Raw genomic sequence first — 14,347 nt, 5'->3', positions numbered from 1 at the left:
TTATTACTTCAAAGGATAGTATCCAACTTCGGCAATTAATCCTTGGCCTTGTGCACTCAAAATCCAATCGATAAAAGCTTTGGTTTCGCCTGTTGGCTTTGCTTTCAAATACATATACAGATATCTCGAAATTGGATAAGTATTATTTTTAATCGTAGCAACTGTTGGCAAAACACCTTTGCTTTTGGCATCTTTTTTTACAGCACAGTCTTTTACACCCTCAGCATAAGCAGATCCTCCGTAACCAATAGAATATTTATCTTTTTTTACTGCATTTACAATTGCTGCAGTTCCAGGCAAAGTTTGACAAGAAGGAGAAAAATCAGTTTTAACTACGTGATCTTTAAAAAATTCAAATGTACCTGAGCTGCTTTCTCTGCCATACAATTGTATTTTAGCATTTGCTCCTCCTACTTCTTTCCAGTTTGTTATTTTCCCGGAAAAAATATCTCCAATCTGTTTCAAAGTCAATTCTGATACAGTGTTACCTTTATTAAGAAAAACAGACAAACCATCTTTTGCACATGGAATTTCAACTCCCAATGTTCCATATTTTGCTTTTATTTTCTCCACTTCAGATGTTTTGATAGGACGGCTGGAATTGGCAATATCAGTTGATCCATTAATTAAAGCTGCCAAACCTACTCCCGAACCTCCTCCTGTTACCTGAATAGAAGTCCCTGGTTTTTTCTTCATATAGACCTCAGCCCATTTTTGCGACAAAATAACCATTGTATCTGAACCTTTTACCGTTACCTTATTAATAGTTGTAAATGAAAATCCAATTGTCATTACTGCTATTAAGAGGATTGCTATTTTAAATTTAGTTGTATTCATTTTTTACGTGTCTTTTAATTTTTTAGCAAAAGTAATATCGCTGCGTTAAGCGTATGTTAAGCGTTCGTTATTCAATCTTTACTATTTAGATATTTTTACACTAATTTTACAATAAAGAAAAAATATCATAATCAACAAAATATAAAAATTACTGATTATCAATACAATAAATAAAAATAAGGCTGTTTCACCAGTTGTAAAACAGCCTGATTTTTAAAAAATTCCGTTAAATATTAAAAATTAATCTGGGCTTGCAACCGCAATAAATTTCCCTGCTGTCTATTCTCTTTTAAAACGCTGTCTTCAAAAGTCCTGTCCGAGACAACCCACTCAGCAGTTAATTCAAATGCTTTCAATGGCTGCCATTCTAAACCAAACTCATAATCTCTTACAATATAACTTCTAGAATCTTTTTCGAATTTTTTTCCTCCGTCATAATATTGAAACTTAGCAAAAGGATATAAAAAATGGTGTTTCTCCAAATTCAGATCCCATTTGTAATTTAAAGTTACATAACCACCGCTTAAATCGGTAACTTCAACTGCATTGGTAAGTTTGTCATAGCGTGGCCCTTTCCCGATATTATATTCTGTTTGAATTCCGAATGGTTTTGGGTACAGTACAAAAGTAGCGCCAACCCTTTGATCTGTTACATATTGCTTATTAAAACTTGTTGTTACTCCTGGTGATATTTCACTTGTAAAAGCCCATTTTCCAGTGTAAGCCTGCAAACCTGGTTCGATAATCTGATTACCTATAACAAATGGATAGGTAATCCTGGTTACAACATGCAAATCTCTATTGGCTTCGGTTTTATTCACATTAGCACCATTGTATGCACCAAAAGCAAATACTCCATAATCCCCAGAACCTTTATAGCCGTCTTTTACGAGCATTGCAAATCGCTCTCTTATTTCGGCAGGAGCCCAGTAAAAAAATACTCCTAAATCTCTTTCGTTAGGTATACCGCTGTTTAAGGCATCATTACGGTCAAGAGTCAAACGATTTTGGCTGGACTGCATATTTTCAAAACCGAATGGAATTTTGCTTTGCCCAATCCGAACTCTATATTCTCTTTTTTTATCAAATGAAATATCAGCGTATGCATCTCTAAGCTGGGCAAAATTATTTACTCCTGTAGAAGGTGAACTTGCAAAATCTGGCTGAATATAAACAAACACATTAGGAAGCGCATATCCCGAGAAAACTAGTCGGGCGCGTCTTATAAAAAAACCATTGTTGGATTTGGCATCTGGATCGGCCGAAGTAGTTCCCCATGATTTATCACATTGCTCACAAGACACTTTATCATTTGTAGAAAATAATCCGTTGTATCTTACTTGTACATAACCTCTAAAAGAAAATTTTTTGTACCAGGCATCTTTGTCTTCTTTTTCTTTTTGAGTCTGCTTTTCTTTATTGGCAGCGTTTATAGAGTCTAAAACACGGATTACTTCTTTTTGGATTTCAGCATTCCTTTTATCTTTATCTTGCGCATTTATTGAAAATGAAACAATTAATAAACTTGCAAATAAAATTTTTCTCATCTTGATTTATGATTTATTATTTTTTTTGCAAAGGTGAAGCTGTTATGTTAAGCTAATGTTAACACAATGTTATTTAGACAACAATTTAATGTTAATCGTCTTTTTCTGTAATATAAAATGGTTTCTTTTTTCCTTAATTTAAATTTATTTAATTATAAATCAGTTAGTTAACATTGTTTAAGTAATAATTACCAAATCATTAATTTAATTTCTTTTTTACTCCATAATGATCGGTTATATATGTCTTTTCGAGTGTAAAAGAGAATTCAGATCCTATTCCGAACTCACTTTCGACATAAATTTTCTCTTTATGAGCCTCGATAATATGCTTTACAATAGAAAGTCCTAATCCTGAACCTCCTTCGGTACGGGCACCGCTTTTATCAACTCTATAAAAACGTTCAAAAATGCGGGAAATATTATGAGCTTCTATGCCCTCGCCGTTATCAGAAATGCGAACGAGTACTTTTTTATTAGTCAGATTCACAATAGAGACTTCTGTCAAACCGCCTTCTTTTCCGTATTTTATGGAGTTTACAATTAAATTTTCAATTACCTGCTGAATTTTGTCTTTGTCTCCATTTACAAAAATGGGCTGAATATTGTCATTTTCAAAAGCCAGAGTGACATCTTTTTTGTCTGCTTTCATTTCAAGCAGATCAAAAACATTCCTGATAAGCTTTACAATATCAAATTTTGTAAATTCAAGATTCAAATCTCCTGATTCTAATTTGGTAATCATATCGAGATCCTCTACAATATAAATCAATCGTTCGACTCCTTTTTCGGCGCGTTTCAAATATTTTTTCCTGATGGTTTTATCTTCCATTGCACCATCAATAAGTGTAGACAAATATCCTTGTACTGTAAACAATGGTGTTTTAAGCTCGTGGGAAACATTGCCAAGGAATTCCCGTCGATACTCTTCGCGTATCTGCAGCATTTCGATCTCGAGCTTTTTATCGGTAGCAAACTTTTTTACCTCTCTGGTCAGAGTTTCCATATCGGTATTGATTGGCTTATTGATAAATGTGCTGGATTCTAAAAGAGAAACATCATCGTATATTTTTTTCACCCTTCTGTATATAAAGCGCTCTACACGATACTGCAAAACAAAAAAAGAAAATATATAAACAGAAAACAGGCTAATAAATCCAAACAGCAACATGCTATTGATTGAAGATTTATAAAGAATTCTAGAAAGTATCATAGAAAACCCAGACACGAATATACTGATATACAATGCTGATTTTATAGCAAATTTGTAACTCTTTTTGAAACTGATTTTCATTATTTATTTTAGAATATAGATTTTAAAGCATAGAATATAGACTATGCGAAGCTAAATAAAAATCTGGATTCTTAGTCTTTAGTTCAAGTTCTTAATTTAAACTTCAAATTTATATCCTACACCTTTTATGGTTTTGAAAAGATCATCACCAATTTTTTCTCGAAGTTTTCTGATGTGTACATCAATTGTTCTTCCGCCGACTACGACATCATTGCCCCATACTTTATCCAGAATCTCTTCTCTTTTAAATACTTTTCCAGGTTTTGAAGCCAGTAAATAGAATAATTCAAATTCTTTTCTTGGCAAAGCGATTTCGGAATTGTTTTTAACGATTTTATATTCTTCTCTATTGATTTCGATACCGCCCACATTGAGCGTTTCACTGCTTTGATCCTGTTCTTTTAGCCTTCTTAACAATGCCTTTACTTTGCTGACCAGCAATTTTGGCTTTATAGGTTTGGTAATATAGTCATCGGCTCCAGCATCAAAACCGGCTACTTGGGAATAGTCTTCATTCCTAGCCGTCAAAAAAGTAATGATGACATTATTTAATTCAGGTATTTTTCTAATATTTTCGCAAGCTTCCATACCATCCATTTCTGGCATCATAACATCCATTATAATAAGGCTTGGAATTTCTTTTCTTGCTTTTTCGATAGCATCTTTCCCATTGACTGCGGTAACTATCTGATAGCCTTCTTGTGCTAAGTTATAACCTACAATTTCTAAAATATCTGGTTCATCATCAACCAGAAGAATTTTTGTGTTTCTTTTCTTCATATTTAGTAGCAAAAATTAAGCTTTTTATATTGTATACAACTCTATAATAAGATACAATAACTTTTTATTGCAATGTAAAAGTAACAATAAACTATTATTAACAATGTAAAAAAGGCCGACTTAACCTTAATTTAATATGGTAACAATTTCATAATAATTATGACATTGATTGATAACCCGAAGTTAACACAAAGACTAGAATCCTGCCATTTATTTGCAGAAAATTAAATACAACTTAAAATGAAATTAAAATTTCTATTCTTTACACTATTTATTTGCGTTATTGGTTTGGCACAAAATAACGGAACCATAACAGGTGTTTTATTAGACAAAGATTCCAACAATCAGCCGCTGCCTTTTGCGAATGTCCTTATAAAAGGAACAAAAATTGGTGTTAATACGGACATTGACGGAAAATATACGATCACAACTGCTCCTGGAAATTATACAATTCAATTCAGCTTTTTGGGCTACGAAACGGTAGAAGCTCCTGTAACTGTTGTCGCTGGTCAAACAGTAGAACTGAATAACTCATTAGGATCTGGAAGCTACAAATTGAAAGATGTAGTAGTAAAATCCAATGGTGGAGGACGCGAAAAAGAAACTGCTTTATTATTAGAACAAAAACAGGCCGTTGTCATTAAGCAAAGTATTGGAGCACAGGAAATGTCACGCAAAGGAGTCAGTGATGTAGAAGAAGGCTTGACTAAAATTACCGGAATTACAAAAGTAGGCTCTCGTGGACTATTTGTACGCGGACTGGAAGACCGTTACAATAATTTATTGATTAATGAATTAGCGGCGCCAACGAATAATCCATTTTCAAAAATTGTGCCTTTGGATCTGTTTCCAACGAACATTGTTGGAACAATTGATGTTTACAAAACATTTAACCCAAACATCTATGGAGATTTTGCTGGAGGAACTTTTAATATACAAACCTCAAAAGTAAATAAGAGTGTTACCAAATTAAATCTTGGTTTTGGTTACACCACTGGAAACAGCCTTAAAGATTTCTTGCTTTCTCAAGATGCCGAAACGCCACAGGGATTTTGGGGTTTTAACGGAAGTGAAAGAGAACTGCCAGGCTTTTTGGGTGAAACGGCGACACGAAAAAAATTCACAACCAATCAAGCTTTACAATCAGTAAGCAATGACAAAGGTTTTAGTGTAATGGAGCAGAAAAGCCCTTTGAATACAAGTATCAATCTTTTGCATGCTGAAAAATTCAACTTGAAAAACAGTAATGTTTTTTCGTATTTGCTTTCTTTAAACTACGATAATAATTTTGCAGTAAGAGAGGGTGTGGATAGAACAATCGATTTGCAGACTACAGGTTCAAAGTATGTTAACAATTTCATCACTACTGATTATCGTTTTAAGACAACAAATTCTGCATTGATTGGATTAAATTTTAATACAGACAGACTTAAATTATCTTTTAATACAATGTACATCCGTACTACATTAAACTCTATAAAAGATCAATTCGGTCAATCTGGAGGGACTGCAATTCAAAACACGCTTATTCGTACAAATCAGTTAGACAAAAGTGATTACTTAAATGGACAATTGCTAGGCGAATATGCAATAACCGAAGACAAAAACCAGACAATTAAAGCTGGAGCTTCCTATGCTGTTACAAAATATGAGCAGCCAGATAGAAAATTCTTTACAGGTATTAAAGAAAGTGAAGATTTGATCAGTACTTCATATGGCGGAAATAATTTCTTACGTCAGTATTTAACAGTAGATGGTGATTCCTTTTATTCTGCTTTAGTAGAGTATAACTTAAAATTTGGAAACAACGACAAGCAGAACAAATTAACTATTGGTTATAATGGTAATGGATCATCGATGGAATCATCATACCGTTTTGTTGCCAGTGCCAGTGAAAATGGCGGTATTTCTACCAGTATAAATGATATTGACCCACAGATAATTAATGACATTTTAGCTCACAAGGTGACTTTTAACGAAAGTTCTAATGCTACTTACAAAGTTAAACTGGATGAAATGGCGAATGCTGGTTATGCAAATCTGTTTTGGAAATTTGGAGAAAAACTGGAAGCAAATGCAGGAATTCGATTTGAAAACACTACAAAAGAAACACACTATAGAACATTAGGAACTTTTGATGCTGATTTTAAAATACTAAAATACGATAACACTTATTTCTTGCCATCGTTAAACTTAAAATATCTATTGACGGAAACTGCTAATATTCGTTTTGCAGCAAGCAAAACATACAGCCGGCCTGTTATCATGGAAGCATTTCCAATATCATATATAAATGCCGATGGAACTTCGACTCAAGGAAATTCTATTTTGAAAAACAGCGACAATTATAATGGTGACTTAAAATATGAATTGTTCCCTACTGCAAAAGAAGTCTTTGCTATTGGAATATTTGGAAAACACATTATCAATCCAATCGAAAAAACATTTGTCTCTAATGCTACAACTGGAACCATTACAACTTTTTTAAATTCTGAAAGTGCTAACTTATTTGGTCTTGAAGCTGAATTCATTCTTGGTTTAGAAAGAATCAACGAAAGCTTAGGTAATTTTTCATGGGGATTTAATGCTACTTTGATGTCATCAAAAGTTTCTGTAAGCCCTACTTCTGAATCTATAGATGAGGACGGAGTTATTACAGACAAGCCTTCTATTGAAACTCACCAGTCAAGATCATTACAAGGAGCCTCCGATTGGATGGTCAATTCGGATCTAAAATATGAATTCAGTTTTAGCAGCGACTGGACCAACACTATCTCTTTAGTGTATGGTGTATTTGGCAAAAGAATATTTGCAGTAGGAACTAATGGCCAGGATCATACTTACGAACTGCCGGTACAGCAATTAGACTTTGTTTGGGGAAGCAAGATTTCGGAGCACTTTGATGTAAAATTCACTGCAGACAACTTATTGAATCCGCTACGAAAACTGGAATTCGGAAATGATGGAACTATAAAAGTAGATGAACAATCTCTATTGGCAAGCAGTTATAAAAAAGGAATTGGATTCTCATTAAAACTAGGTTATACTTTTTAAAACCTAACCCAGATTACAACAAAGCAAAAGCTCCGAATTTCGGAGCTTTTTTGTTTTAACATATGATATCTTATTGAAAATCAAAACCAATAGAAAAGCATAAAGTTCATAACATTTTATTCACAATAACATCGTCTTATAATAACTTTAATGTAATGTTCTGATAACTCCCTAAGAGAATTTTGCCAATACATTTGTTTCAAATAAAAAACAAAATAACAACAAACTATGAAAACAAAATTTTTAGCTTTAGCAATGTCTTTAGGCTTATTAATCGCATCATGCAGCAGTGATGATGATACCATAACAGTTCCAGAAACTGCACCATTAACTGGTACCGAAAGTATTATCATAGGCGGAACAACTACTTTTTCAAGTACTACTCCAGGCGGAACTTTTTCAAGTGCCACTCCAGCAGTAGCAACTGTTGATGCTAAATCTGGTGTAATAACTGGAGTTTCTGTTGGATCATCTGTTATCTCATATAATGTACCAGGATCTGAAGTCGTAACAAGAACTGTAACAGTAACTGCAATACCTGTAGCAACAGGAGATATAAAAGGACCAATTACAGCAAGTATAACTTATCCTTATGGAAACTATAACTTAATCGGGATTGTAAAAATCAACGCTGGTGTTACAGTAACTTTTGAAGCAGGATCTACAATAACAAGCAACAAAGAAAATGGAGATAATGCATTAGTTGTTTTACTTGGCGGAAAATTAATCACAAAAGGAACTGCTGACAAACCAGTAGTATTTACTGAAAAATCAAAAGTACCAGGATCTTGGGGAGGAATCATTATGTATGGTGATGCTCCAGTAAATGTAGCGGGCGGAAAATCATCTTCTACTTCAGAAGATGGAAACAAAATTAACTATGGCGGAACAAATGCTGCTCACAACGGTGGTTCATTAGTGTACACAAGAGTTGAATATGCTGGTGCAAAATTAGCTGATGGAGACAAAGAAAACAACGGTTTTACTTTCTACTCTGTAGGTTCAGGAACAACTTTAGACCACTTGGTATCTTATAAAGGTGCTGACGACGGATACGAATTCTTCGGAGGAACTGTAAGTATGACTAATGCAATTTCTTATGGTAACTATGATGATGCTTTTGACTGGCAGGATGGATGGCAAGGTGCTGCTAATACAAACTGGTATGCTTACCAAACTGGTAAAGGTAACTACGGTATGGAAATCGAAGCTTCTTCAAATGATAATGCTTATGGACCAACAGTGAAAAACATTACTCTAAAAAGAGAAGCTGGAAATGTACCAGAAGCTGGTGATAATCAAGTAGATGCTTTCCAATTTAAAAAAGAAGGAAATGGAATATACAGTAACATCATCATCGATGGATACGGAAACTTCACAAATCTAGGTGGTACAACTTTTAAAGGAAGTGCAGTAAGTATTCTTGATGGCGCTACAAATGATCACCAAGTAAAAACAGGAAAAATTAAACTTACAGATGTAAAAATCACTAACACTACAAATGTTTTGCCAATTGGAGCTACTGATTTAATTGTAGTTGCTTTCCCAGAAGGAAACTTCACTCAAAGCGCTGCAGCTACAGGTGCTTCACTAACAGCAGGTGCGTGGTGTACAGTTGACGGAGTTAATTTACTAAAATAAAACTCTATAGTTAAATAAATACTAAAAGCATCCTAAAAATTTAGGATGCTTTTTTTGTATTAAAGTTTTTCCTATCTTTACTAAAACTAAAATACTGCTAATGGCAAAAAACTACTTTTATATTACTCTCTTAACGGCTATCTTATTCACAACTAGTTCACTAGCACAAGATAACAAACAGCCAAAAACTCAAGAAGACACCTCAATTGAAGGGTTAAATCTGTATCCAAATCCTGTGTCTACTGGTAGAGTTTTCATCACTTCAAAAAAAGAAACTGAAAAAGAAATAATCATTTTTGATGTATTAGGGAAAAAAGTACTGCAGACTATTATCAACACCAAAGAACTTAATATCTCCAATCTTTCTCCTGGAGTTTATATCATAAAGATAATCGAAGAAGGCGCTGCCAGCAGCAGAAAATTAATAGTACAGTAATTCAAAGTTCCTTTTAATTGGAACTTTTTTTATGCCTTTTTTTGAAAACCTTAAACATCAAAAACTAAAAGGCTCAAAATATAATATCTTTGTGCCAAAAAAACTTGATTACAGCCACCGACATATTTACCATTTCGAGCCAGAAGCAATTTGAAAAAACAGCTTTAAAAATATTTCGCTTTCAATATGAAAACAATTCGGTTTACAAAGAATTCTGTGATCTGCTAAAAACAAATCCGCAGAAAGTAAAATCACTGCATCAGATTCCGTTTTTACCCATACAGTTTTTCAAAAACCGGGAAGTAGTTTCAAATAATAATCCAGTTCAGACCACATTTACCAGCAGCGGAACTACTGGAGCAATAACCAGCAGGCATTTAGTTACCGATGTTTCTATTTATGAAGAAAGCTATCGCAAAGGTTTTTCTCAATTTTACGGAAATATTGAAAATTATGTTATTCTGGCGCTTCTCCCTTCCTATCTGGAAAGAGAAGGTTCATCATTAATACACATGGTCGAAGATTTAATACAGCTTACCAATAACAGCGATAGTGGTTTTTACCTTAACAATCATGACGAACTAATCCAAAAACTCATTGAACTGGACGAAGCGGGACAGAATGTTATTCTAATTGGAGTTACCTATGCTTTATTGGATTTAATCGAAAAACAAACCTTTCAATTACAAAACACCATCATTATGGAAACAGGCGGCATGAAAGGCAAACGCAGGGAAATGATCAGAGAGGAATTACATGAACAGCTTTGCAGCGGATTTGGCGTTTCTGCCATACATTCTGAATACGGAATGACCGAACTGCTGTCCCAGGCTTATTCGTTAGGAAATGGCGTATTTGAATGCCCTTCCTGGATGCAGATACACATTCGCGACACCGAAGATGCCCTGACCTATATAAACGACGGTAAAACAGGAGGAATAAACGTAATTGATCTTGCCAACATCAACTCCTGTTCCTTTATTGCCACGCAGGATTTAGGCAAAAAATATCCCAACAACTCTTTCGAGGTATTGGGACGTTTTGATAACTCTGATATTCGGGGATGTAATCTGATGGTGGTTTAATCGTAAATATCTTTCCGATGTCCTAAATCAACAACTTCTATCAAAAGAACTTTGTCAAATATTTCATAAATCACTCTATAATCGCCTACTCTAATCCTATACCCTTCCCTGCCTTTTAGCTTTCGGTATCCTTGTGGTCTGGGATTTTGAGCTAAATCACCAATCGCACCTAAAATTGGCGCAACGATAAAATCAGATAATCTGTCTAAACTTTTTCGAGCTTTTTTATTAATTTCAATCTTATACTTTGCCATGTTTTTTTGACTTTCTAGATTCAATATAATCTTCTAATGATATTCTAGAACCGTCATCATCTCTTTTAGCTTCATCGTACAATTTTATATCGTGCAAATCTTCCAACTGCTCAATCATTTTATTGTATTTTTTTATAGGCAGTAAAACTGCTGTCTTATTTCCTTTTTCATCTGTCAAAAATTGAGTTCCCATAGTGTATGCATATTTAATAGTAAAGTTAGACAATTATTTCACTCAAATCACAAAATAATTCTACTTGCCACATGAAAGAAAAAGAACTTTTAAACAAAAAATCCCAACACTCTTTAAAGGTATTGGGACGTTTTTGATAATTCTGACATCAGAGGTTGTAATTTGATGGTAGTATAAATGTTTTTTGTTTTGAGTTTATTGTTTAATCGCAAAATCAAACCTGAACAAACTATAAACAACAAACCACAAACATTTTAAACAACAATCCTGATCACAAAATAATTCTTCTTACCGCTTTGCAGCAATACAAACTGGTTATTGATTAAATCTTTCGAAGACAACACAAATGTTTCGTTTACTTTTTCTTTATTAACAGAAATGGAATTCGCCGTTAAAGCTCTTCTTGCTTCACCGTTTGATTTAAAGAATCCTGTTTTTTCGTTCAAAACTGGAATAATTTCAATTCCAGCTTCAATTTCATTTCTTGAAATTTCTGCTTGAGGAACTCCGTCAAAAACTTCCAAAAAAGTCTTTTCATCCAATTGTTTCAAATCATCTGCGGAAGCATTTCCGAAAAGAATATTCGAAGCTTTGATCGCCTTGTCCAATTCTTCTTGCGAATGAACAAAAACTGTAATTTCTTCAGCTAACTTTCTTTGTAAAACTCGTAAATGCGGAGCTGTTTTATGTTCTTCGATTAAAGCTTCTATTTCTTCTTTTCCTAAAAAAGTAAATATTTTGATATACTTTTCGGCATCAACATCAGTCGTGTTAAGCCAAAACTGGTAAAATTTAAATACCGAAGTTTTATCAGCAGTCAGCCACACATTTCCACCTTCGGATTTACCGAATTTAGAGCCATCGGCTTTGGTAATCAGCGGGCAGGTCATTGCAAAAGCTTTGGCTTCTTCACCTACATTCATACGGCGCACTAATTCAGTTCCTGTGGTAATATTCCCCCATTGATCCGAACCTCCCATCTGCAGTAAGCAATTGTATTCTTTATGCAGATGATAAAAATCGTATCCCTGTATCAATTGGTACGTAAACTCCGTAAACGACATTCCCTCGCCTTCGCCGGAAAGTCTTTTCTTCACAGAATCCTTTGCCATCATATAATTTACCGTGATTCTTTTACCCACGTCACGCGCAAAATTGATGAATGACAATCCTTTCATCCAATCGTAATTATTAACTAAAACTGGTGCATTTACTGTCGTATCGTTAAAGTCTAAAAATCGTGATAAAACTGCTTTTATGCCTTCAACATTATGATTTAAAGTTGCTTCGTCCAATAGATTTCTCTCATCCGATTTTCCAGAAGGATCTCCAATCATTCCAGTGGCACCACCTACCAAAGCGATAGGTTTGTGTCCAAAATTCTTAAGGTGAACCAACAAAATAATTGGTACCAGACTGCCAATATGCAATGAATCTGATGTAGGATCAAATCCAATGTAGGTAGCCGTCATTTCTTTTAAAAGCTGTTCTTCGGTTCCAGGCATGATATCGTGAACCAATCCACGCCATTGTAATTCGGAAATAATATTTTTCATTATGTACTGATCAATTTTGAGCAAAGATAGTGATTCAATTATAAATTATGAATTATGAATTGAGTCAACAAAACCATAGTCCTCAATTTTAAGAACTCTAAAACTTTCAACAAAAAACTTAGAAACTTAGAAACTTAGAAACTTTAAACTTATTACATTTGTCAATATGGTATTAGTAACAGGAGGAACTGGTTTAGTAGGCGCGCATCTCTTAATTCACTTAACAGAAAAAGGTGAACAAGTTCGTGCTATTTATAGAAATTTGGATAACATCCAAAAAACAAAATCGCTGTTTTTATTATACAAAAAGAATGATCTTTTTGAATCAATACAATGGGTTCAGGCTGATATTCTTGATATTCCATCGCTAGAAAATGCCTTTGAAGGAATTGACAAAGTATATCATTGTGCCGCTATGATTTCATTTGATCCCAAAGACGAAAATCTTGTCCGAAAAACAAATATTGAAGGTACGGCAAACATTGTAAATTTTTGTTTAGCCTATAACATCCAAAAACTTTGTCATGTAAGCTCCATAGCGGCTCTGGGCGACTTGCCCGAACACGAATCTGTGATTACTGAAGAAACCGAATGGAATCCCGAAAAACTGCATAGTGATTATGCAATTTCCAAATATGGAGCCGAAATGGAAATCTGGCGAGGGCAGCAAGAAGGCTTGCGTGTTGTAATTATAAACCCAGGCGTTATTATTGGCCCTGGATTCTGGAATCAGGGAAGCGGTGAACTTTTTTCAAAAGTAAAAAACGGACTGCCTTTTTACACCAAAGGATCTACTGGCTTTGCAGCTGTTACCGATGTTGTAAAAATACTGTATCAATTGATGGAGAGTACCATTCACGGGGAACGATATACGCTCATTGGACAGAATATCATTTTTAGAGATCTTTTGTTTTCAATCGCCGATGCTTTGAAAGTAAAAAGACCAAAATATCACGCCACTCCTTTTATAATGAATACTTTATCAAAACTGGACTGGATTGCTTCTGCTTTTTTTGGCCAAAAAAGACAGCTGAGCAAATCTTCTGCCAAGTCATCCTACTCTACTGATCTATATGCTAATGAAAAAATAAAAAACGCCTTGAACATAACATTCACAGACGTTTCTGATTATATAAAAGAAATTTCGGTTTTATAAAAGTGCCTATTTTTTGGACTTTAAACCGCTTTTATTTTTAGCCTTGCTTATCGAATCTTTCTCTTTTTTAATTTTTAGCTCTTTCTCTTTCTGTATCTTTTTAATAGAATCTGCCACTTTTTTACCTTTTGCTTTTTTTAGCGCAGCTTCCTTTTTTTCAGCTTTTTTATTAATGAGGTCAATAGCATCTTTTTCCTTTTTTAATCGATCATTTAAAGCATCATACATTTTTTTATACTCTCTATAATCAGCGGCATAATAGGCATTGCTTTGTGCAAACTGAGTACTGTCGATTTTGTATTTTTTAAAAATATAAGTCTTTGGGTTAATCCCGTTTTTATATAAAGAGTCGGATGACTGATACTTGATGACATCCAAAAGTGCCATGTCATAAAAAATGTTTTCCATTACTTTTTTTTCAATAAGGTTATCCGGCTTTTCAACCAGATCCTTATTGCAGCTAAAAAATGAAACAGCCAGTACAAAAAGAGACAGTGTCTTTCTCATATTCTATTTT

The 14,347-nt window shown here is 34.1% G+C and carries 13 protein-coding genes; 5 read left to right on the top strand and 8 right to left on the bottom strand.

The annotated features are described in order from the left end of the window. Positions 1-3 precede the first annotated feature (3 nt). The 4 genes from ABEG11_RS08970 to ABEG11_RS08955 form a co-directional block, all read right to left on the bottom strand. Complete coding sequence (locus ABEG11_RS08970; RefSeq protein WP_348823828.1) at positions 4-837, bottom strand: phosphate ABC transporter substrate-binding protein; 834 nt, start codon at positions 835-837, stop codon at positions 4-6. 233 nt (positions 838-1,070) lie between these two features. After that, positions 1,071-2,384: a porin gene (locus ABEG11_RS08965; RefSeq protein ID WP_348823827.1), complete on the bottom strand. Its 1,314-nt coding sequence runs from the start codon at positions 2,382-2,384 to the stop codon at positions 1,071-1,073. A 199-nt stretch (positions 2,385-2,583) separates the two neighbouring features. After that, a complete protein-coding gene (locus ABEG11_RS08960) occupies positions 2,584-3,675 on the bottom strand; it encodes a sensor histidine kinase (protein ID WP_348823826.1) in 1,092 nt (363 codons plus the stop codon). Positions 3,676-3,771: 96 nt separating this feature from the next. Continuing rightward, complete coding sequence (locus ABEG11_RS08955) at positions 3,772-4,455, bottom strand: response regulator transcription factor (RefSeq protein WP_348823825.1); 684 nt, start codon at positions 4,453-4,455, stop codon at positions 3,772-3,774. 240 nt (positions 4,456-4,695) lie between these two features. Between ABEG11_RS08955 and ABEG11_RS08950 the strand changes: the two genes are divergently transcribed. The 4 genes from ABEG11_RS08950 to ABEG11_RS08935 all read left to right on the top strand — a co-directional run bounded on the left by ABEG11_RS08950 (position 4,696) and on the right by ABEG11_RS08935 (position 10,671). Beyond that, positions 4,696-7,509 carry a TonB-dependent receptor gene (locus ABEG11_RS08950; RefSeq protein ID WP_348823824.1) on the top strand — a complete coding sequence of 938 codons (2,814 nt, stop codon included), beginning with the start codon at positions 4,696-4,698 and terminating at the stop codon, positions 7,507-7,509. A 228-nt stretch (positions 7,510-7,737) separates the two neighbouring features. Further along, positions 7,738-9,150, top strand: a complete 1,413-nt coding sequence (locus tag ABEG11_RS08945) for a beta-helix domain-containing protein (protein ID WP_348823823.1) — start codon at positions 7,738-7,740, stop codon at positions 9,148-9,150. Positions 9,151-9,250: 100 nt separating this feature from the next. Then, positions 9,251-9,586: a T9SS type A sorting domain-containing protein gene (locus ABEG11_RS08940; RefSeq protein WP_348823822.1), complete on the top strand. Its 336-nt coding sequence runs from the start codon at positions 9,251-9,253 to the stop codon at positions 9,584-9,586. An 83-nt stretch (positions 9,587-9,669) separates the two neighbouring features. Beyond that, a complete protein-coding gene (locus ABEG11_RS08935; protein WP_348823850.1) occupies positions 9,670-10,671 on the top strand; it encodes a LuxE/PaaK family acyltransferase in 1,002 nt (333 codons plus the stop codon). On the opposite strand, the gene ABEG11_RS08930 is transcribed toward ABEG11_RS08935, so the two are convergent. The 3 genes from ABEG11_RS08930 to tyrS all read right to left on the bottom strand — a co-directional run bounded on the left by ABEG11_RS08930 (position 10,668) and on the right by tyrS (position 12,674). Continuing rightward, complete coding sequence (locus ABEG11_RS08930; RefSeq protein WP_348823821.1) at positions 10,668-10,925, bottom strand: type II toxin-antitoxin system RelE family toxin; 258 nt, start codon at positions 10,923-10,925, stop codon at positions 10,668-10,670. The genes ABEG11_RS08935 and ABEG11_RS08930 overlap by 4 nt on opposite strands. Continuing rightward, positions 10,912-11,118, bottom strand: coding sequence for a RelB antitoxin-like protein (locus ABEG11_RS08925; RefSeq protein ID WP_348823820.1), 207 nt, complete (start codon positions 11,116-11,118; stop codon positions 10,912-10,914). The genes ABEG11_RS08930 and ABEG11_RS08925 overlap by 14 nt, the downstream gene beginning before the upstream one ends. 254 nt (positions 11,119-11,372) lie before the next feature. Continuing rightward, positions 11,373-12,674: a tyrosine--tRNA ligase gene (tyrS, locus tag ABEG11_RS08920; RefSeq protein WP_348823819.1), complete on the bottom strand. Its 1,302-nt coding sequence runs from the start codon at positions 12,672-12,674 to the stop codon at positions 11,373-11,375. Between the two features lie 166 nt (positions 12,675-12,840). On the opposite strand from tyrS, the gene ABEG11_RS08915 reads away from it, so the two are divergent. Continuing rightward, positions 12,841-13,830, top strand: coding sequence for an NAD-dependent epimerase/dehydratase family protein (locus ABEG11_RS08915; RefSeq protein ID WP_348823818.1), 990 nt, complete (start codon positions 12,841-12,843; stop codon positions 13,828-13,830). 6 nt (positions 13,831-13,836) lie between these two features. On the opposite strand, the gene ABEG11_RS08910 is transcribed toward ABEG11_RS08915, so the two are convergent. Then, positions 13,837-14,337 carry a DUF4296 domain-containing protein gene (locus ABEG11_RS08910; RefSeq protein WP_348823817.1) on the bottom strand — a complete coding sequence of 167 codons (501 nt, stop codon included), beginning with the start codon at positions 14,335-14,337 and terminating at the stop codon, positions 13,837-13,839. Between the last annotated feature and the right edge of the window lie 10 nt (positions 14,338-14,347).

The sequence above is a fragment of the Flavobacterium aestuarii genome, assembly GCF_040049115.1.
GTDB classification, from domain to species: Bacteria; Bacteroidota; Bacteroidia; order Flavobacteriales; family Flavobacteriaceae; genus Flavobacterium; species Flavobacterium aestuarii.
Note: the sequence above shows the minus strand (reverse complement) of the source record. Positions and strands in the feature narration are given on the sequence as shown.